Source organism: Mitsuaria sp. CC2 (assembly GCF_048957715.1).
Lineage (GTDB): Bacteria > Pseudomonadota > Gammaproteobacteria > Burkholderiales > Burkholderiaceae_C > Roseateles.
On the sequence record NZ_JARVXN010000027.1, the window covers coordinates 110,540 to 129,160 of the forward strand.

Consider the following 18,621-nt stretch of genomic DNA (forward strand, 5'->3'; position numbering starts at 1 on the left):
TCAGCTCGCCGCGGCCAGCTTGGCCGGACCGGGAACGAAGTTGTTGGCGACGATCTCGCCGAAGGGGCCGGTCAGTTTCGGTGCGCTGAGCTTCTCGCGCACGTCCAGCGGCAGCAGCGGGAAGACCAGCTCGGCGAAGCGGTAGGCCTCTTCCAGATGCGGATAACCGCTGAGCACGAAGTACTCGAGACCCAGCGCCGCGTACTCCTGGATGCGGTCGGCCACCTGCTGCGGATTGCCGACCAGCGCCGTGCCCGCGCCGCCGCGCACCAGGCCCACGCCGGCCCACAGGTTGGGCGAGATCTCCAGCCCGGCACGGATGTCGTTCTTGTCGAAGCGACCGCCGTGCAGTTCCGCCATGCGACGCTGGCCGACCGAGTCCATCGATGCGAACTTGGCTTGCGCAGCAGCGATGACGTCCTCGTCCAGATGCTTGACCAGATCGCCGGCGGCGGCCCAGGCCTCTTCCTCGGTCTCGCGCACGATGACGTGCAGGCGGATGCCGTACTCGAGCTTGCGGCCCTTGGCGTCAGCAGCCGCGCGCACCTCGTTGATCTTCTCGGCGACGGCCTTCGGCGGCTCGCCCCAGGTCAGGTAGGTGTCGACCTGGTCGGCCGCGAGGTCGATCGCCGGTCCCGACGATCCGCCGAAGAACACCGGCGGATACGGCTTGTTGATCGGCGGGTACAGCAGCTTGCCGCCCTTGACGCGCAGCTGCTCGCCGTCGAAGTCGATGGCCTCGCCCTCGTGGCTCGCACGCAGCACGTCGCGCCAGACAGTCAGGAACTCGGTCGAGAGCGCGTAGCGCTCCTCGTGCGGCAGGAACAGGCCGTCGCCGGCGAGTTCATCGGGATCCCCGCCGGTGACCAGGTTGACCAGCAGCCGGCCGCCGGACAGACGGTCGAGCGTGGCCGCCATGCGCGCCGACTGCACCGGCTGCACCAGCCCCGGCCGCAGCGCGACCAGGAACTTCAGCCGCCGCGTCGCCTCGATGAGACTGGCCGCCACGATCCAGCTGTCTTCGCAGCTGCGCCCGGTGGGCAGCAGCACGCCTTCGTAGCCGAGGCTGTCGGCGGCGATCGCGATCTGGCGGTAGTAGTCGAAGTCCGCGACGCGCGCGCCCTTGGACGTGCCGAGGTAGCGCGAATCGCCGTGGGTGGGAATGAACCAGAGGATCTTCATGGGGGGAAGCTCGTGTGAGGGACCACGGCTGATGCCGCGGCGGAGGACTTGCGGGAGAGGCTTCTGCGGCGCTTACTTGGCTGCGGTGCGGACCGACTTCGGCAGCGCGTCGGCGATGCGGATCGGCTTGGGGATCAGCTTCAACGCATGGAACGTGTCGGCGATCTTCTGCTGCTCGGCGGCGATGGCCGGCGTGATCGGCTGGATGCCGTAGGCGAAGCGCGCGGCGGCGACCTCGGTCGTCGCAAGGTCGAGCCCGATCTGCGGCGCGAGCAGCGCGGCCACGGCGGCGCTGTTGTTCTCGGACCAGCGGTCGAGTTTGGCAAGTTCCTCGATGATGGCCTGGACGACTTGCGGGTACTTCTCCGCGTAGCCGCGCTCGGCCAGGTAGAACTGATGGTTCGCGACGACGCCCTTGCCGTCGGCCACCACGCGCGCGCCGAGCTGGCGTTCCGCCGCGGCCAGGAACGGGTCCCAGATCACCCAGGCATCGACCGCACCGCGCTCGAACGCGGCGCGCGCATCGGCCGGCGGCAGGTAGACGACGGTGATGTCTGTGTACTTCAGGCCCTGCTTCTCCAGCAGCTTGACCAGCAGGTAGTGGACGTTGGAGCCCTTGTTCAACACCACCTTCTTGCCCTTGAGGTCGGCGAGCGTCCTGATCGCCGAGTCCTTCGGCACGATCAGCGCTTCGGCGGTCGGCGCGGGCGGTTGATTGGCGACGTAGACCAGGTCCGCGCCGGCGGCCTGCGCGAAGATCGGCGGCGCCTCGCCGACCGTGCCGAAGTCGATGGAACCGACGTTCAGTCCCTCCAGCAGCTGCGGGCCGGCGGGGAACTCGGTCCACTTCACGGCGATGCCCTGCGCGCTCAGGCGCTTCTCCAGATCGCCCTTGGCCTTCAGCACGGTGAGCGTGCCGTACTTCTGGAAGCCGATGCGGACCTCCGTCGGCTTGGCCGCCGTCTGCGCGCTGGCGACACCGGCGAACAGGCTGAGCGAGGTGGTCAGCGCGGCGGCAAACGCGAGGGCCCCGCGGCGGTCGAAGAAGAACGTCATGGTGGTGGTCCTGGAGAGTGAAGAGTCGGGATGAATCGGGAGAAATCGGAGGCGTCAGGCTCGCGGAGCGCGCGCGAAGCGTTCAGGGGTGCTCAGAGCACCAGCGCGGGACGCGAGACCGGCTCCACGGCCTGCGGCGTCGGCACGCGGTCCAGCACCTGCGACGCACCGGCGAGCAGGCGGCGGGCGATGTCGTCGTTGATGCGGTAGTCGCCGGCGGCGTCCTTGGCGATCTGCGCGTCGCAGGCGTAGACGCCGTCGACATGCGAGCGCGCGCCGAGCGCGGACAGGACGGGCAGCAGGCCGTAGTCCAGCGCCAGCAGATGCGCCATGCTGCCGCCGGTGGCCAGCGTCCACACGCTCTTGCCCGCGAGGCCGTCCTGCGGCAGCAGGTCGAGGAAGACCTTCAGCAGCCCGCTGTACGCGGCCTTGTAGATCGGCGTCGCGAGCACGACGACGCGCGCCTCGGCGACCGCGGCCAGCGCGGCGCGGATCTCGGCGTCGTCGAAGTCGGCGTGCAGCAGCGGCTGCGCCGGCAGGTCGCGCAGACGCAGCGTGCGGGTCGCGAGTCCGTGGTGATGCAGCCGCTCCGCGGCGGCGCCGAGCAGCGCGCCGGAGCGCGATTTCACGCTGGGGCTCGCGGCGATGAGCAGGACGGGCGAGCCCGGAAGATCGGCAGTCGAGGCGGTGGCGGAGGCGGTCATGGCGGGGGGAGGAAGCAGGAACCGCCCCATTCTGCGAACCGCCCCGCCCTCGCCGAACGAAGGAGATCGTCGATGCTTAGGCGCTTTGCGGCTATCGCTTGCGCACGGGGGCCGATGGCTTCACGGCCGGCGTGAGCGACGCCAGGGCCTCGTTGCGGCAGGCGACCAGGATCTCGTCCGCCAGCGGCGAGTCGTCCGGACAGGCGCGCGACATCACGATCGCGCCCACCGCCCGCGCGAAGAGGTCGAGCGACTTGGCCCGCGCCTCGTTGGCGCTCGCGTGCTCCAGCACGGTCCCCTCGAGGTTCAGTGCCGCCAACAGACTCTCGATGCCGTTCGCAAAGGTGGCGCGCACCGCGTCCGACTGACGCGCCGCATCGCCGCCGAGCGCCGCCATCGAGCACCCCTCGCCCCGCGCGTCGCGATGTTCGCGCGAGAGATAGAACCGGGCGAAGTCCGAGACCGTCACGCCGGCCGCCTGGGCCACCGTCTGCGCGATGCCGCAGGCCGCCGACTCCGCCATCAGTTCGGCCTTGGAGTCGAACTGCTTGTAGAAGCCGCCGTGCGTGAAGCCGGCCGCGGCCATCAGATCGACGACTCCCACGCCGTCATAGCCGCGCTCACGAAACACCGTGGACGCCGTCTGCACGACGTGCTCGCGATTGGCTTGCGCCTGTGCCTTGCTGACCTTCATCTGTTGTCCATGCGTGTGGAGAGAGCCACGAGCGTCACTATACATAGATGCTGATCATCATCAAAGTATTGACTTTTTGGATTACAAACATAATCATTGCCATCGGTCCTGCGGCGCCGTCGGTGGACGTAGTCCAGACGAAAGACGCCATGTCCACCGATTCAACAGGCCTTCCCGGTCCACCCCCAATCATGAAGACGACGATGAAAGCATTTGTCCTGGAACGCTACGGCAAGCAGAGCACGCTCCAGCCGGTGGAGATGCCGACGCCGGAACCCCGGGATGACGAGGTGCTTGTCGAGGTCCATGCCGCTGGCGTGAACCTGCTGGATTCCAAGCTCAGGGATGGCGAGTTCAAGCTGATCCTGCCCTACCGCCTGCCGCTCGTGCTGGGGCATGACGTCGCCGGCGTGGTGGTCCGGGTGGGATCGCGGGTGCGGCAGTTCAAGCCGGGAGACGAGGTCTACGCGCGGGTGGACGATTTCCGGATCGGCACCTTCGCCCACTTCGTGCCGGTGAAGGAATCGTCGCTGGCGCTCAAGCCCGCGAACCTCACGATGGAAGAAGCCGCCTCGATCCCGCTGGTCGGCCTGACCGCCTGGCAGGCCCTGGTCGAGAAGGCCGACGTGCAACGCGGGCAGAAGGTCTTCATCCAGGCCGGATCGGGGGGCGTCGGCACCTTCGCCATCCAGCTGGCCAAGCACCTCGGCGCGACGGTCGCCACGACGACGGGCACGACCAATGTCGCGCTGGTGAAGGGACTCGGCGCCGACGTCGTCATCGACTACAGGAACCAGGACTTCGACGGCGTCCTGCGCGACTACGACGTGGTGCTCAACAGCCAGGATGGCACGACGCTTCAGAAGTCGCTCGGCGTGCTGCAGCGCGGCGGCAAGCTCATCTCCATCTCCGGCCCGCCGGACCCCGAATTCGCCCAGGGGATTGGAGCGCCCGGCTTCGTGCGACTGATCGTGCGCCTGCTGAGTGCGGGCATCCGCCGCAAGTCGCGCCGCCAAGGCACCGACTACTCGTTCCTTTTCATGCGGGCCGATGGTGCGCAGTTGCGCGAGATCACCCGCCTCATCGAGGCCGGCGTCATCCGGCCGGTGATCGACCGGGTCTTCCCCTTCGAGTCGACCAACGACGCCCTGGCCTACGTCAAGGCCGGGCGTGCCAAGGGCAAGGTCGTCATCAAGGTCAAGTAGATCCCGACACCCCACACGCCTTCCGCCAACGGACGCGGCGGCGCCATCGACGGGCCCGGAAGCCCAACCACAGGAGACAGAAGAATGACATTGATCCCGGCGGTCCATCGCCCCTCCCTGCTCGTGCTCGTTGCCGGCCTGGCTTGCGCCGGCCTCGCTCAAGCCGCGGCCTTCAAGCTCAAGGAGCAGAGCGCCGCCGGTCAGGGACGCGCCTTCGCGGGGTCCATCAGCGAAGGCGGGGATGCCTCCGTGATCGCCAACAACCCCGCCGCGATGACCCTGCTCGACGGGCGGCTCGTCCAGGCGGACGGCGCGGTCGTGACCTACTCGGCCAAGTTCGACGGCTCGGGCCGGGATGCGCTGGGGCGCCCCCTGTCCGGTGGGAACGGCGGCGATGCGGGACAGACCGCGGTCATTCCCTCGCTCTACTTCCATGCGCCGGTGACCGACCGGATCCATCTGGGTTTCTCCGTGACGGCCCCCTTCGGGTTCAAGACCGAGTACGACGACGGATGGGTGGGTCGCTATCAGGGCGTCAAGACTTCGCTGAAGGTGATCGACGTCGGCGTGTCCGGCGCCTACAAGGTCAATGACGTCCTGTCGCTGGGCGCCTCCGTGTTTGCGGAGCGCCTGGACGTCAAGCTGCGCAATGCCGTCGACTTCGGCGCGCAGCTGGCGGCCGCGCGCGTGCCGGGATTCCTGCCGACGAGCGCGGACGGTTACCTGGACGTCGAAGGCGACAACACAGAGGTCGGCTACACGCTGGGCGCCTTGCTGCGTCCCGTCGACGGGACGACGGTGGGCCTGGCCTACCGCTCCGAGGTCAAGCACAAGGCCAAGGGCGTGGACGCGCGCTTCTCGATTCCCGCCGCGGCGAACGCGGTGCTGTCGGCGGCGGCTCCCAACACCTTCGTGAACACCACGGTGGACACCGAGCTGACGATGCCGGCGTCGTGGACGCTCAGCGTCAGCCAGCGGCTGAACCCGCAATGGACGGTGATGGCCGACTACTCGCGCACCGCGTGGCACAAGTTCGACCAGGTGGACCTGGACTTCGCGTCCAACCTGCCCAGCCAGACGCTGGACTTCGGCTATCGGGATTCGTCGTTCTACTCGGTGGGCGCCGAGTACCGCATGAACGACGCCTGGACCTTCCGCGGCGGCTTCGCCTACGACCAGACGCCGGTCACCGATGCGGTGCGCGACGTCCGCGTTCCCGACGTCAGTCGCCGATGGCTGTCGTTCGGCGCGACGTGGCGGGCCAACAAGCAGCTGGCCTACAGCGTGGGCTTCACGCATCTCTTCATCAAGGACACCAGCGTCAACCTGACCTCGCCCTCCGCGAGCACCCTGCAGGGCTCGTACAAGGTGGGCAGCGACATCCTGGCGGTGTCGGCGCAATACAGCTTCTAGGCGCGTCGACATCCGCGCCGGTTCGCGCCGGTTCGCGCCGGTTCGCGCCGGTCTGCGTCGGTCTGCGTCGGTTCGCGCCGCAGCGAATCGCACGGTTCCAGGGGTTGTCGTGCATCGGCTTTGCACACGACCCATTCGCCTCGGACGGCAACGTCCGGGGCGTTTTTTACGACAGGCGCTCCAGCTCCCTCAGCACCTCACCCCGCAGGTCCGCCACCGCCGCGCTCCCGCGCCCGCGCGGATGCACCAGCGGCACCTCGATGCGCCGCACGATGCGGCCCGGCCCGGCGCCGAGCACCAGCACGCGGTCGGCCAGCAGCACCGCTTCCTCCACGTCGTGCGTGACCAGGATCAGGCTGGTGCCATGTCTTGCCGCGACCTCGCGCACGAGGTCCTGCAGCCGCATCCGTGTGAAGGCGTCCAGCGCGGAGAACGGCTCGTCGAGCAGCAGCACGCGCGGCCGCGTGTAGAGCGCCCGCGCGATCGCCGCGCGTTGCGCCTGGCCGCCGGACAGTTGACGCGGCAGCGCCTCGCCGAGCTCGCCCAGCCCGACCTCGCGCAGCAGCGTGTTCACCCACGCTTCATCGTGGCCCTGGCCCAGGTCGAAGCCGACGTTCTCGGCCACCGTCAGCCACGGGAAGAGCCGCGGTTCCTGGAACACGACGCCGATGTCGCGATCCGGTCCGCGACGCGCGCGACCGTCGAGGCGCACTTCCCCGTCGAAGTCCGGATCCAGCCCGGCGGCGATGCGCAGCAGCGTGCTCTTGCCGCAGCCGCTCGCGCCGACGAGGCCGAGGACCTCGCCCGCGTTCAGGTCGAAATGGACGTCCTGCAGGATGGGCAGGTCGCGGGCGAAGCGCTTGGCGCGCACGGACACGGTCAACAGGCTCATGCGTGGCCTCCGAAGCTGTCGCGCCAGTGCAGCGCGCGTTGTTCCACCGCGGCCATCAGGCTGTCGGTCAGTTTGCCCAGCAGCGCCAGCAGCACGATCGCCGCCATCACCAGGTCCGCGCGGCCGGTCTCGCGGCCGTCGGTCAGCAGGTAGCCCAGGCCACGGCTCGCGGCGATCAGTTCCGCAGCCACCATGAACATCCACGCCAGGCTCAGTCCGTTGCGCAGACCCGTGAGCAGCGCCGGCAGCGCGGCGGGCAGCAGCACGCGGCGCGCGAGCGCCACGCGGCCGAGCCCGCGCAGGCGCGCCACCTCCACCAGCTTGCGGTCCACGTCGCGGAAGCCCGAGGACACGCCCATGTAGACGGGGAAGAAGGCCCCGATCGCGATCAGCGCGATCTTGGACGCCTCGTCGATGCCCAGCCAGAGCAGCAGCAGCGGCACCCAGGCGAGCGAGGGAATGGCGCGCAGCGCCTGGAAGCTCGGCGTCAGCACGGCTGCGGCCAAGCCCGAGAGGCCGACCAGCGCGCCGAACAGCACCGCCAGCACCGCGCCGAGCGCGAAGCCACCCGCCACGCGCAAGGTGCTCGCGAGAACGTGTTGCGTCAGTTGGCCGTCGCGCAGCATCTGCGCCAGCGCCGCGGCCACATCGCTCGGCGCCGGCAGCAGGTTGGGCACGATCCAGCCGAGCCGCACCGCCGCCTCCGCAAGGGCGAGGACTGCCACGGGCGGCAGCGCGCCGAGGAGCCACGTCGGCCATCGCCACGCGGCCCGCGTCTGCGTCTGCGTCTGCGTCTGCGTCTGTGTCTGCGTTGATCGCGATCGAGCCGACGCCTGCTCCGGCAAGACCGGCCCGAGCGACGAGACGGCGCGCGCGATGAGGTCGGGGTCGGCGCTCATCGCTCCGGACTCACGCCCTGATCAGGCCGTTGGCGAAGCGCGTGTCGACCAGCTCCGCGATCGTGCGGTTCAGGTCCACGCCCGGCTTCACCAGCTGCTCCGCGTTCAGGATCGGCGCCGCCGCCTGCAGCGCCTTCACATGCTCGTCCGACGGCTGCGGATGCGAGAAGTCGCTGCGCAGCTTCACCTGCAGCAGGGCCACCGGCAGGCTGACCTTGGCCTCTTCGGACAGGATCTTCGCGGCGTCCGACGGGTTGGCCCGCGTCCACGCACGCGCCCGCTCGTAGGCCGCGATCACGCGCTTGACCGTCTGCGGGTGGCGGTTCAGGAACTCCTCCCGCACGTTGAGGAAGCCGTAGGTGTTGAAGCCGACGTTGCGGTACAGCAGCTTCGATCCGGCATCGAGCTCGCTCGCCGCCATCAGCGGGTCGAGGCCGGCCCACGCATCGACGCGGCCCTGCTCCAGCGCCGCGCGTCCGTCGGCATGCTGAAGCGCGACATGCTCGATGTCACCGCGCTTCAGGCCCACCGTGTGCAGCGCGCGCAGCAGGAAGAGATAGGGATCAGTACCCTTGGTCGCCGCAATCTTCTTGCCCTTGAGGTCGGCGAGCGCGCGGATGCCGGAGTCCGGGCGCACGACCAGCGCGGTCCATTCCGGCCGCGAGAAGATGTAGGGCGCGCGGATCGGATTGCCGTTGGCGCGCGCCAGCAGCGCGGCCAGGCCGGCCGTGGAGCCGATGTCGATGCTGCCCGCGTTGAGGTACTCCAGCGCGCGGTTGCTGCCGGCGCTCAGCACCCAGCGCACCGACGTGCCGTCCTTGGCCAGGTCCTCTTCCAGCCAGCCGAAGCGGCGCAGCACCAGGCTGGTCGGCGAGTAGTAGGCGAAGTCGAGCTTCAGCTCCTTCGGCGCCGCGGCGCCTTGAGCGCGCAACGGGGCTGCGGCCAGTCCGGCGGCGAGGCCCGCGCCAAGGACGAGCGCATCGCGACGCGTCGGGCTGTTGTTCTTCGAATCGGTGTGGCGGGTCATGCGACGGGCTCCGTCAGGGGAATGTCCAGGGAAGTGAGTGGGGGATCCCGACCGTCGGCGGTCGTGGTGGTCGAGGGGGTCGCGGCGGCGGTATCGGCATTCGGCTCGCCGAGGCGGACACGACGCCCGGCGTGCGTCGGCTTGAGGCCGTCCCCCGCGCCGAACAGCCGCGCGCGCAACGTCCTCGGTGCGTCGGCGACGTCTGCGCCCTCGCCTGCTTCCGGGCGATAGCGGCCGCGGCGGCGAAGCTCCGGCACCACGAGATCGACCACGTCGCGGAAGGTCTCGTGCGCCAGCGCATAGGCCAGGTTGAAACCGTCCAGGCCCGTGGCGTCCTGCCACGCGATCAACTGATCGGCGATCTCCGACGGATCGCCGACGAAGACCGGCCCTCGACCGCCGAGGCCGATGAACGCGGCGGCCTCGCCCACCGTCCAGCGACGCGTCGGATCCGCGCTGCTGAACGAGGCCAGCGCCGTGCGCCCCGCCTGGGTGTCGAGGTAGTCGATCGTGGCGTCCAGCGGATAGCGGCTGAAGTCGACGCTGGTCCAGCCCGACAGCAAGGCCAGTGCGGCCTCGATGTCGACGTGGGACTTCAAGTCCTCGTGCTTGGCGTGGGCCGCGGCACTCGTCGGCGCGGTGACGATCAACGCCTGACCGTAGATCAGCACGTCGCGGCGCGCCCGGCCCGAGTCGGCGACCGCATCGCGCAGGCCGTTCACGTAGCCCTTCACCACGGCCGTGCTGGGGCCGCTGACGAAGACGCACTCCGCATGCCGGCCGGCGAAGGCGCGGCCGCGGCTCGACGTGCCGGCCTGGAACAGCACCGGCGTGCGCTGCGGCGACGGCTCGCAGAGATGCACGCCGGGCACGCGGTAGTGCTCGCCGCGATGGTGGATCGCGTGGACCTTCATCGGGTCGGTGAACACGCGGCCCGCCTTGTCGCGCTGGACCGCGCCGTCCTCCCAGCTGAGTTCCCACAGCTTGTAGACGACATCGAGGTACTCGTCCGCCAGGTCGTAGCGCTCGTCGTGCGCGCGTTGCCCGGTGTGGCCGAGGTTGCGCGCCGCGCTGTCGAGGTAGCCGGTGACGATGTTCCAGCCGATGCGGCCCCGCGTCAGGTGATCGAGCGTCGACATGCGCCGCGCGAAGCTGTACGGCGGCTCATAGGTCAGCGCCACCGTCACGCCGAAGCCGAGGTGCTTCGTCACCGACGCCATCAGCGGCACCAGCGCCAGCGGATCATTGAGCGGCACCTGCACCGCGCGCCGCAGCGCCGCGTCGGGCGAACCGCCGTGCACGTCGTAGACGCCCAGCACGTCGGCCAGGAACACGCTGTCGAAGCCGCCGCGTTCCAGCAGCCGCGCCAGCTCGACCCAGTAGTCCGGGTCGGTGTAGCGATGCGACTCGTCGCGCGGATGCGTCCACAGCCCCGGCGACTGGTGCCCCACCGTGTTCATCGCGAAAGCGTTGAAACGGATCGGCTTCAACCCGCTGGCGCTCATTGCAGGAACGCCGGCCGCGCGTAGCCGGGGAACTTCTGCACCAGCACCGCCTTGAACTCCGGCGCGCGGAAGGCATCGGCCAACGCCTTCGTCCACGGCTGCTGCTTGTCCTTGCCCTTCACCGCCAGCACCAGCATGTAGTGGTCGGGCGTCTTCTCCAGCAGCAGCGCGTCGGTGAGCTTCAGGCCGCTGGAGATCGCGAAGTTGCCGTTGACGATCGCGTACTCCGCGTCGTCGAGCGTGCGCGGGATCTGCGACGCCTCGATCGGCTGCAGCTTCAGGTTCAGCGGGTTGCTGGCGATGTCCTTCTCCGTCACGCGGATCGGATCGGCGCCCGGCTTCAGCGTCAGCAGCTTCTGGTCGGCCAGCAGCGCCAGGCCGTGCGCCAGGTTGGCCGGGTCGTTGGCCAGCGTGATGCGGTCGCCGGACTTCACGTCGGCCAGGCTCTTGCGCTTCTTCGAGTAGATCCCGAACGGCGCCATCGGCCCCTGCACCACCTCCACGATGTCCAGCCCGCGGTCCTCGCGGAAGCGGTTGAGGTAGGTGATGTGCTGGAAGAAGTTGGCGTCCAGCGCGCCCTGCGCCAGCGCGATGTTGGGTTGCACGTAGTCGTTGAACTCGACCAGCTTGACCGTATACCCGCGCTTCTCCAGCAGCGGCTTGATGCCCTGGCGCAGCACCTCGATGTTGGAGCCGGCGGTCGCGCCGATGGTGATCTCCTTCTTGTCCTGCGCATGGACCAGCGGCGTGGATAGTGCGGAGGCGGTCAGCGCGAGGGCCAACAGGCTGCGGCGGGCGAGGGTCATCGGGAAGTCCTTGGAGGTCCGGGAGGAAGAGGAAGAGAAAGAGGAAAACAGCGGGAGGAAAGGGGAGAGAAAGAGCGGGAAGCGCGCGGCGCTCAGCGCTTGTCCAGCCGCCGCGCCACGCGCTGTCCGGTGAACTGGATCAGCTGCACGAGCACGACGAGGATCGCGACCGTCAGCACCATGACGTCGGTCTGGAAGCGGTAGTAGCCGTAGCGGATCGCGAGGTCGCCGATGCCGCCGCCGCCGACGACCCCGGCCACCGCCGAGTACGACAGGAAGCTGATCGCCAGCACCGTCAGCGCGCCCACCAGGCCGGCGCGCGCCTCGCGCACCAGCACGCGCAGGACGATCTGCGTCTCGGAGGCGCCCATCGCGTGGGCGGCCTCGATGACGCCGCGCGGCACCTCGCGCAGGCATTGCTCGACGAGGCGCGCGAAGTACGGGATCGCGGCGAAGGACAGCGGCACCGCGGCGGCCAGCGGCCCGATCGAGGTGCCCGCGATCACGCGCGTGATCGGCACCAGCGCGACCAGCAGGATGATGAAGGGGAAGCTGCGCACGGTGTTCACCACCGCGTTGATCAGGCGATGCAGCAGGCCCGCGCCGCGATGGCCCGACAGCGACTGGCCCGGGCTCAGCAGGAACAGCAGCACGCCCAGCGGGCCGCCGAACAGCACGGCCGCGCCGAGACCGATGGCGAGCATCAGGCCCGTCTGGCCGAGCGCGGTCCAGATCTCGGGCAGCAGCCCGATGAGGTTCTCAAGCATGGCGGACCTCCCGGCGTCCGATCGACGCGATCACTTCGGAGGTCGCCCGCGCCGAAGCGTCCAGCGCGGCGAGGTTCGCCGCCTGCCGCTGCAGCCGCGCGAGCTCCAGCCCCAGCGGCGAGCTCGCCACGCGCGTCGCGTCGACGACGTCGAACTGCTCGACCAGCCGGCCCTCCGCGATGACCGCGGCGCGTCGGCACAGCGTCTGCACGACCTCGAGTTCATGCGTGACGATCACGATCGTGACGCCCAGCCGCTCGTTGATGTCGGCCAGCGTGGCGAGCAGCTCGCGCGTGGTCTCGGCGTCGAGCGCGGAGGTCGGCTCATCGCACAGCAGCACGTCGGGTTGCGGCGCCAGCGCCCGCGCGATCGCAACGCGCTGCTTCTGCCCGCCGCTGAGCTGCGCCGGATACTGGTCGGCCTTGTCGCTCAGCCCGACCAGCGCCAGGCACTCGGCGACGCGATCGGCGATCTCGCGGCGCGAGCGGCCGGCGTGCAGCCGCAGCGGGAAGGCGACGTTCTCCGCCGCGGTCGCGTTCTGCAGCAGGTTGAACTGCTGGAAGATCATGCCGAGCCGCTGCCGCTCGCGGCGCAACTCGGTCGGCTTCAGCGCGGTCAGCTCGCGGCCGGCGACATGCACCCGGCCCGCGTCGGGACGCTCCAGCAGATTGATCAGCCGCAGCAGCGTGGACTTGCCAGCGCCGCTCTTGCCGATCAGGCCGAGGATCTCGCCGGGACGCACGGACAGGCTCACTTCGCGCACGGCCTCGAAACGCCGCCCTTCGGGCAGCGCGAAGGACTTCGACACGCCGTCGAGACAGATCAGCGGGTCGTTCTTTGGGGCGCTCTTTGGGGCGCTCTTTGGGATGCTCTTTGGGATGCTGTTCTGGTCGCTCATCGGGACCTCCTCGATCAGGAATACGCCGTCGGATCGGGGATCCGGCCGTCGAGGAAGAAGCGGCCCAGGTCGCGCAGCTTGTAGTCGACCGGGTCGTGCAGCGTGTGCACCCGCGCGTTGCGCCAGAAGCGGTCCAGGCCGAACTCGGCCGACGTGCTGCGCGCGCCGGTCAGCTCGAACAGCTGGCTGCCGACCTCGACGCCGGCGCGGTGCGCGAGCACCTTGGCCTCGGCGCCGGCGACCGCGACCTCGCCGCGTTCCTGCGCGGTCAGGGCCTCGCCGCGATCGAGCGCGCGCCGCAGGCGGTCGACCGCCTCGGCCGACACGGCCTGCGCCGCCCTCACCTTCAGCCACAGGTCGCCGTAGCGGTGCTGCACGAGCGGATCGTCGACCGCGCGCGACACGCCCGAGGCCGACCAGGCCCGGCCACGCGTCGCCGTGTAGCGGCGCGCCTCATCGAAGGCGCCCTCGCCGATGCCCAGGTACAGGTGGGTCATGATCAGCTGAGCGATCTGCGAGCGCAGCGTCGCGCGCGGGGTCGGGCTCCGGCCCGGCACCTGCAGCAGCTCGTCGTCATCCAGCCGCACGGCGTCGAAGCGCACCGTGCCGCTGTCCGTCTGGCGCTGGCCGAAGGCGTCCCAGTCCTGCTCGACGCGCACACCCTCGCGCCGCGTCGGCACGATGCCGATGAGGAAGCCGCCCTCGCCCGTCGTCGCCGAGACCGTCAGCCGGTCCGAGCCCAGCGCGCCGGAGCAGAAGCTCTTCACCCCGTCCAGGCGCCATCCGGCGCCGTCGCGCGCCGCCGTCAGCCGCGTGTCGGCGGGATTGAGCGCATTGCCCCAGAACAGGCGCTGCTCGGCCGTCTCGCGCAGATGGCGCGCGCCATGCGCCGTCGCGGCCGGGCCGCCGTAGAGCGACACGCCGTAGAGCTGCAGATGATGGAAGGCGAGGACATGCGCCAGGGCGCTGTCCACGCGCGCCACGCGCCGCACGACCTGGAAGAACTCGGGGACGCCGCCGCCCAGGCCGCCGTGGACTTCGGGGATCGTCAGCGCCAGCAGGCCGCTGGCGCGTATCAGTTCGCGCTGCTCGGCGGCGTGGCCGCCTTCGCGGTCGCGCTGCACAGCCGTCGCAGCCAGTTGCGCCACGACGTCGTCAAGGCCTGCCCCCAGGAGACGGGTCAATGCGGAGGCGGGTTCCAGCGCCGACGCCGACGCGGACGCGGCGGACGCAGAGGAAGCCGTAGCGGAAGAAGAAGCGGAGGAAGGAGCGGGGGGAGCGTCGTCAAGACGCCGCAGCACGGGAGCGGTCATCGGCGGGGAAACACTCAGGAGCGGCACTGCGCGATGGCGCCGAGTGTTCCCGTCCGCCCGCGCGGACCGAAGCGAGAAATTCGTCTGTGCTTATGCGCTCAGCCAGGTGCAGGCGTTCTTGGCCGCCTGCGCATTGCTCTGGATGCCGACGTCCTGCGAGAGCAAGGCCCGCATGCGGTGCGCGCATTGCTCGATGTGACGCTTGTCGGGATGCCATGGCCCTGCCGCATCGCCGCTGCTCTGCAGGTTGGCGTTGCGGGTGTAGACGACGCGCCAGAGCGTCTGTTTGAGGTCGCTGGCTTGCATGGCGGGGAGTATTCCGAAAGCGCCGCGCCTCGCGCGAGAGGGCATCGTCGTCACCGCGTGTCGGGCGTTGCCCTACATCGGGGCGTCCCGTGCCAGAGTGGCGCCCCGGGCTTGCCCCAGGCCAGTGCGCGCGGCCGGGCTGTTAATCTTCCATTCATGAACCTGCTGCTCGCCGAAGACGACGCGATCCTGGCTGACGCCCTGTGCGAACAGATGCGCGCCAGCGGCTTCTCCGTGGAGCATGCGCCCAACGGGGCGGTCGCGCAGTACCTGCTGGCCAAGCAGCAATTCGACGTGGTGGTGCTGGACCTCGGCCTGCCGATGGTCGGCGGCATCGAGGTCCTCAGACAGCTGCGTCAGACGGACGCCTCCTTGCCCGTGCTGATCCTGACGGCGCTGGACAGCCTGGAGGATCGCGTCGCCGGCCTCAACGCCGGCGCCGACGACTACCTCACCAAGCCTTTCGATTTTCCCGAGCTGGAGGCCCGGCTGCGGGCCTTGCTGCGCCGCAGCCGCGCGTTGAAGGCGAGCACCGAGCTGGGTCAGCTCAGCATGCAGCGCGAGACCCGCAGCGCGCAGGTGCGCGGCGAGATGCTGGAGCTCAGCCCGCGCGAGTTCGACCTGCTCGACCTGCTGCTGACGCACCAGGGCCGCGTGATCACGAAGGAGCAGATCAACCAGGCCTGGGCGGGCGACCGCGGCGGCGCGGGGGCCGGCCTCTCGGCCAGCACGGCGGCTTCCTCCGCCGACGGCGGCGCGGCCACCAACGCCGTCGAGGTCTACATCCACCGCCTGCGCCGCAAGCTCGAAGGCTCGCAGGTGGCCATCCGCACCGTGCGCGGGCTGGGTTACCTGCTGGAGCTGGAACGCGCCTGAGGCGCGCCCCCGCAGCTGTCCCATGGCCCCCGCCCGCTTCTCCCTCAAGCGGCAGCTGCTGCTGTGGCTGCTGCTGCCGCAGGTCGTGCTGTGGCTGGCCGGCGCGGTCTTCAGCTACCGCCTCGCGGGCCGCTACGCCAACGAGGCCGTCGACGCCACGCTGCTGCAGGCCACGCGCTCGCTCGCGCGCCAGGTCAAGCCCATGGGCAACGGGCTGCTGATCGACTTCCCGCGCGCCGCGCAGGACGTGCTCGAAGCCGACCCCAGCGACAAGCTGCTCTACACGGTCAGCTCGCCGCCGGGCAAGTTCATCCTCGGCAACCGCAACCTGCCCAGCCCGCCCGCGCAGCCGGCCAGCCCGCCGCTGGGCCAGGCGCAGTTCTACGACGGCGAGATCGAGGCCGAGGAGGCGCGCACCGGCGCGAAGGTGCGCGTCGCCGCGCTCTACCTCCAGTTCGGCGAGAACCCCAAGGCCCAGCAGACCATGCTGGTGCAGGTGGCGCGCTCCAGCGCCAACCGCGAACTGCTCGCGCGCCGGCTGCTGATCGACACCATGCTGCCGCTGTCCCTGCTCATCGTGCTGATGAGCATGATCGTGTGGGCCGGCGTCGGCGCGGGCCTCGCGCCGATCGCGCGGCTGCGCCGGCTGGTCGAGGGCCGCAAGCCCAACGACCTGCGCCCCATCGAACTCGACGCCGCGCCGCAGGAACTGCGCTCGCTCGCGCAGGCCATCAACGATCTGCTCGAAGCCGTGCGACACAACGTCCAGGGCCAGCGCCGCTTCATCAGCGACGCCGCCCACCAGTTGCGCACGCCGCTGGCGGGGCTGAAAAGCCAGAGCGAACTCGCGCTGGCCGAAGCGCCGCCCGGCCCGCTGACGATGCGGCTGGCCCGCGTGCACGAGAGCGCCACCCGCAGCGCCCACCTGGTCAACCAGCTGCTGGCGCTCGCCCGCACCGAACCGGAGTCGCTGACGCGCCAGACACCGGTGCGTTTCGACCTCGGACGCCTGGCCCGCGAGGTCACCGCCGAGCTCGTGCCGCGCGCGCTCCAGCAGAACGTGGACCTGGGCTACGACGGCCCGGACTGCGATCCGGACTGCGCCTCCGCGTCGCAGCTCGAGGAGCCCTTCACCGAAACGCGCGCGCCGGGCCTCGTGCCTGAGCAGGTGGAGCGCCCCGTCGAGGTCACCGGCATCCCGCTGCTGCTGCGCGAAGCGCTCGTCAACCTGGTCGACAACGCCTTGCGATATGCGGGCCGCGGCGCCCGCGTCACCGTGCAGGTCCATGTCCAGACGCACGACGGCGCGGACCGGGCGGAGCTGGTCGTGACCGACAACGGGCCCGGCATCCCCGAAGCGCTGCGGGAGCAGGTCTTCGAGCGCTTCTTCCGCGCCACCCACGAGGGCAACGGCTGCGGCCTCGGCCTGGCGATCGTCAAGGAGATCGTCGAGCGGCACGGCGGCCGCATCGCCCTGTCGGCGGCCCAGCCGCGGGGACTGCGCGTGTCGATGAGCCTCCCGATCGCCCTCTGAGCCTGGTCATGGCGGCGGCCGCCGCCCGGGCCGTCCCGGCTGCGCTGTCATCGCACGTCGGTCTTCGCAGGACTTGCCACCGCGAGCGCTCCCTTGAACCTGCGCGCCCTGCGCCCGTCCTGACGCACCAAGACCGTTCCGACAACACGCTCTGCGCCCTTCCGGCGCGTGAACGACCCCCAAAGATGCACCAGAACGCTAGTGGTAAGCACCAATATAGTTTCATTAATGAATTATTAAAGTTCAGCCCGCATGCAAGAAAGATAAACGTCCGATTAACGGCGGCACGCCCGGAGCACCGTCGATCGGAGACCACCGGAGACTGAACATGACACGCACCTCGCGCTTGCGCACCACCACGCTCTCGTCGCTCGCGACGGCCGCCGGCCTGCTGATGGCCGCCGGTTCCGCCCACGCCCTGGACTACACCGGCTACTTCCGCGCCGGCCCCGGCGGCACCACCAAGGGCGGCGCCAGCCGCGCCTGCTACGCCCTGCAGGGCGGCACCGCCGGCATGAAGTACCGCCTCGGCAACGAGTGCGACATCTACGGCGAGTTCCAGCTTGCCCAGGGCTTCAAGAAGGACGGCATCGACTACAAGGTCGTGCTGATGACGGACTACTACAACCCGCATTCCGACGCCGACGACACCAAGCAGCTGCGCCTGGCGCAGATGTACGCCGAAGCCAAGGGCTTCGACTTCGCCCCCGAGGCCACCGTCTGGGCCGGCAAGGAACGCGGCCGCCGCGGCGACGTCCACATCGTCGACACCTACTTCACCGAGATGGCCGGCATCGGCGCGGGCTTCAAGGGCCTCAACGTCGGTCCGGGCAAGCTCGGCGTCGCGTACTACACCAACGACAAGGACAACAACCAGCGTCCGGCCCACCGCGGCAACGTCGAGTATGTCGACATCAACTCCAACACCGACGGCACCCTGGCCTTCTTCGGCACCGCCACCAAGTCGCAGTTCGCCGGCGGCACCAACGGCTGGGGCCTGACCGCCAAGCACGTGCAGGCCAAGCTGTTCGGCTCGGACTTCAACAACGTGCTGTGGGTGCAGTACGCGCAGGGCTCCACCGGACTGAACTCCAACTTCGGCAACCAGACCGACACCTCCGCGGCCAAGAAGTTCCGCGTCGTCGAATCGGTGAACTTCCAGCAGGGCGCCTGGGGCGGCATGGGCATGCTGCTGTGGGCCAACGAGAAGGACAACGCCGGCAAGGCCACGGTGTCCACCTCCGTCGGCGGCCGCCTGTCCTACGGCGTGACCCGCAACTTCAAGCTGCTGGGCGAAGCCGGCGTCTCGCAGTACAAGCCCGACGGCGGCCAGCGCGCCCGACTGACCAAGGTGACCTTCGCCCCGACCCTGTCCACCGGCCCGGCGCTGATGGACCGACCCGAGTTCCGCCTCTATGTCACCCACGCCAAGTGGAACAAGGCCGCGGGCAACATCACCGGCGTCGACGGCTACGCTGGCGAGACCTCGGGCACCAGCTTCGGTGCGCAGGTCGAAGTCTGGTTCTGACGCGATCCCCCCCGAG

General features: G+C 69.8%; 18 protein-coding genes. 5 read left to right on the top strand and 13 right to left on the bottom strand.

Features of this window, described 5'->3' with window-relative positions:
- The 4 genes from ssuD to PV762_RS18255 all read right to left on the bottom strand — a co-directional run bounded on the left by ssuD (position 1) and on the right by PV762_RS18255 (position 3,636).
- Complete coding sequence (gene ssuD, locus PV762_RS18240) at positions 1-1,182, bottom strand: FMNH2-dependent alkanesulfonate monooxygenase (RefSeq protein WP_421036419.1); 1,182 nt, start codon at positions 1,180-1,182, stop codon at positions 1-3.
- A 72-nt stretch (positions 1,183-1,254) separates the two neighbouring features.
- Positions 1,255-2,238: a sulfonate ABC transporter substrate-binding protein gene (locus tag PV762_RS18245; RefSeq protein ID WP_421036420.1), complete on the bottom strand. Its 984-nt coding sequence runs from the start codon at positions 2,236-2,238 to the stop codon at positions 1,255-1,257.
- 92 nt (positions 2,239-2,330) lie between these two features.
- Positions 2,331-2,867 carry an NADPH-dependent FMN reductase gene (gene ssuE / locus PV762_RS18250; protein ID WP_421036421.1) on the bottom strand — a complete coding sequence of 179 codons (537 nt, stop codon included), beginning with the start codon at positions 2,865-2,867 and terminating at the stop codon, positions 2,331-2,333.
- Positions 2,868-3,033: 166 nt separating this feature from the next.
- Positions 3,034-3,636: a TetR/AcrR family transcriptional regulator gene (locus PV762_RS18255; RefSeq protein ID WP_421036422.1), complete on the bottom strand. Its 603-nt coding sequence runs from the start codon at positions 3,634-3,636 to the stop codon at positions 3,034-3,036.
- 203 nt (positions 3,637-3,839) lie between these two features.
- Here PV762_RS18255 and PV762_RS18260 point away from each other — a divergent pair, with 203 nt between their 5' ends.
- Both PV762_RS18260 and PV762_RS18265 read left to right on the top strand, forming a co-directional pair.
- Positions 3,840-4,841: an NADP-dependent oxidoreductase gene (locus PV762_RS18260; protein ID WP_421036423.1), complete on the top strand. Its 1,002-nt coding sequence runs from the start codon at positions 3,840-3,842 to the stop codon at positions 4,839-4,841.
- A gap of 84 nt (positions 4,842-4,925) precedes the next feature.
- Complete coding sequence (locus PV762_RS18265) at positions 4,926-6,254, top strand: outer membrane protein transport protein (RefSeq protein WP_421036424.1); 1,329 nt, start codon at positions 4,926-4,928, stop codon at positions 6,252-6,254.
- Positions 6,255-6,420: 166 nt separating this feature from the next.
- On the opposite strand, the gene PV762_RS18270 is transcribed toward PV762_RS18265, so the two are convergent.
- The 9 genes from PV762_RS18270 to PV762_RS18310 form a co-directional block, all read right to left on the bottom strand.
- Complete coding sequence (locus PV762_RS18270; protein WP_421036425.1) at positions 6,421-7,146, bottom strand: ABC transporter ATP-binding protein; 726 nt, start codon at positions 7,144-7,146, stop codon at positions 6,421-6,423.
- Positions 7,143-8,045, bottom strand: a complete 903-nt coding sequence (locus PV762_RS18275) for an ABC transporter permease (RefSeq protein WP_421036426.1) — start codon at positions 8,043-8,045, stop codon at positions 7,143-7,145. The genes PV762_RS18270 and PV762_RS18275 overlap by 4 nt, the downstream gene beginning before the upstream one ends.
- 10 nt (positions 8,046-8,055) lie before the next feature.
- Positions 8,056-9,072, bottom strand: a complete 1,017-nt coding sequence (locus PV762_RS18280; protein ID WP_421036427.1) for an aliphatic sulfonate ABC transporter substrate-binding protein — start codon at positions 9,070-9,072, stop codon at positions 8,056-8,058.
- Positions 9,069-10,562 (bottom strand): LLM class flavin-dependent oxidoreductase, encoded by a 1,494-nt coding sequence (locus tag PV762_RS18285; RefSeq protein WP_421036428.1) that lies wholly within the window; start codon positions 10,560-10,562, stop codon positions 9,069-9,071. The genes PV762_RS18280 and PV762_RS18285 overlap by 4 nt, the downstream gene beginning before the upstream one ends.
- 11 nt (positions 10,563-10,573) lie before the next feature.
- On the bottom strand, positions 10,574-11,383 hold the full coding sequence (locus tag PV762_RS18290) for a MetQ/NlpA family ABC transporter substrate-binding protein (RefSeq protein WP_421036429.1): 810 nt from the start codon (positions 11,381-11,383) through the stop codon (positions 10,574-10,576).
- Positions 11,384-11,475: 92 nt separating this feature from the next.
- Positions 11,476-12,150 carry a methionine ABC transporter permease gene (locus PV762_RS18295; protein ID WP_377155778.1) on the bottom strand — a complete coding sequence of 225 codons (675 nt, stop codon included), beginning with the start codon at positions 12,148-12,150 and terminating at the stop codon, positions 11,476-11,478.
- Positions 12,143-13,048, bottom strand: coding sequence for a methionine ABC transporter ATP-binding protein (locus PV762_RS18300; RefSeq protein WP_421036430.1), 906 nt, complete (start codon positions 13,046-13,048; stop codon positions 12,143-12,145). Before PV762_RS18300 ends, PV762_RS18295 begins: the two co-directional genes overlap by 8 nt.
- Before the next feature lie 14 nt (positions 13,049-13,062).
- Entirely contained in the window at positions 13,063-14,196 is a 1,134-nt protein-coding gene (locus PV762_RS18305) for an acyl-CoA dehydrogenase family protein (RefSeq protein WP_421036431.1), read from the bottom strand.
- Between the two features lie 255 nt (positions 14,197-14,451).
- Positions 14,452-14,667 (bottom strand): hypothetical protein, encoded by a 216-nt coding sequence (locus PV762_RS18310; RefSeq protein WP_421036432.1) that lies wholly within the window; start codon positions 14,665-14,667, stop codon positions 14,452-14,454.
- A gap of 156 nt (positions 14,668-14,823) precedes the next feature.
- On the opposite strand from PV762_RS18310, the gene PV762_RS18315 reads away from it, so the two are divergent.
- From PV762_RS18315 to PV762_RS18325, 3 genes are all read left to right on the top strand, one after another.
- Complete coding sequence (locus tag PV762_RS18315) at positions 14,824-15,543, top strand: response regulator transcription factor (protein ID WP_421036433.1); 720 nt, start codon at positions 14,824-14,826, stop codon at positions 15,541-15,543.
- Between the two features lie 22 nt (positions 15,544-15,565).
- Complete coding sequence (locus PV762_RS18320; protein WP_421036434.1) at positions 15,566-17,077, top strand: sensor histidine kinase; 1,512 nt, start codon at positions 15,566-15,568, stop codon at positions 17,075-17,077.
- A gap of 328 nt (positions 17,078-17,405) precedes the next feature.
- Positions 17,406-18,605, top strand: coding sequence for a maltoporin (locus tag PV762_RS18325; RefSeq protein WP_088408278.1), 1,200 nt, complete (start codon positions 17,406-17,408; stop codon positions 18,603-18,605).
- The last annotated feature ends 16 nt before the right edge of the window (positions 18,606-18,621 follow it).

Bases quoted from the DNA above. Each gene is read 5' to 3' on its own strand.
- ssuD (WP_421036419.1), bottom strand. From the start codon at position 1,182: ATGAAGATCCTCTGGTTCATTCCCACCCACGGCGATTCGCGCTACCTC.
- PV762_RS18245 (WP_421036420.1), bottom strand. From the start codon at position 2,238: ATGACGTTCTTCTTCGACCGCCGCGGGGCCCTCGCGTTTGCCGCCGCG.
- PV762_RS18255 (WP_421036422.1), bottom strand. From the start codon at position 3,636: ATGAAGGTCAGCAAGGCACAGGCGCAAGCCAATCGCGAGCACGTCGTG.
- PV762_RS18260 (WP_421036423.1), top strand. From the start codon at position 3,840: ATGAAAGCATTTGTCCTGGAACGCTACGGCAAGCAGAGCACGCTCCAG.
- PV762_RS18265 (WP_421036424.1), top strand. From the start codon at position 4,926: ATGACATTGATCCCGGCGGTCCATCGCCCCTCCCTGCTCGTGCTCGTT.
- PV762_RS18270 (WP_421036425.1), bottom strand. From the start codon at position 7,146: ATGAGCCTGTTGACCGTGTCCGTGCGCGCCAAGCGCTTCGCCCGCGAC.
- PV762_RS18275 (WP_421036426.1), bottom strand. From the start codon at position 8,045: ATGAGCGCCGACCCCGACCTCATCGCGCGCGCCGTCTCGTCGCTCGGG.
- PV762_RS18280 (WP_421036427.1), bottom strand. From the start codon at position 9,072: ATGACCCGCCACACCGATTCGAAGAACAACAGCCCGACGCGTCGCGAT.
- PV762_RS18290 (WP_421036429.1), bottom strand. From the start codon at position 11,383: ATGACCCTCGCCCGCCGCAGCCTGTTGGCCCTCGCGCTGACCGCCTCC.
- PV762_RS18295 (WP_377155778.1), bottom strand. From the start codon at position 12,150: ATGCTTGAGAACCTCATCGGGCTGCTGCCCGAGATCTGGACCGCGCTC.
- PV762_RS18300 (WP_421036430.1), bottom strand. From the start codon at position 13,048: ATGAGCGACCAGAACAGCATCCCAAAGAGCATCCCAAAGAGCGCCCCA.
- PV762_RS18310 (WP_421036432.1), bottom strand. From the start codon at position 14,667: ATGCAAGCCAGCGACCTCAAACAGACGCTCTGGCGCGTCGTCTACACC.
- PV762_RS18315 (WP_421036433.1), top strand. From the start codon at position 14,824: ATGAACCTGCTGCTCGCCGAAGACGACGCGATCCTGGCTGACGCCCTG.
- PV762_RS18320 (WP_421036434.1), top strand. From the start codon at position 15,566: ATGGCCCCCGCCCGCTTCTCCCTCAAGCGGCAGCTGCTGCTGTGGCTG.
- PV762_RS18325 (WP_088408278.1), top strand. From the start codon at position 17,406: ATGACACGCACCTCGCGCTTGCGCACCACCACGCTCTCGTCGCTCGCG.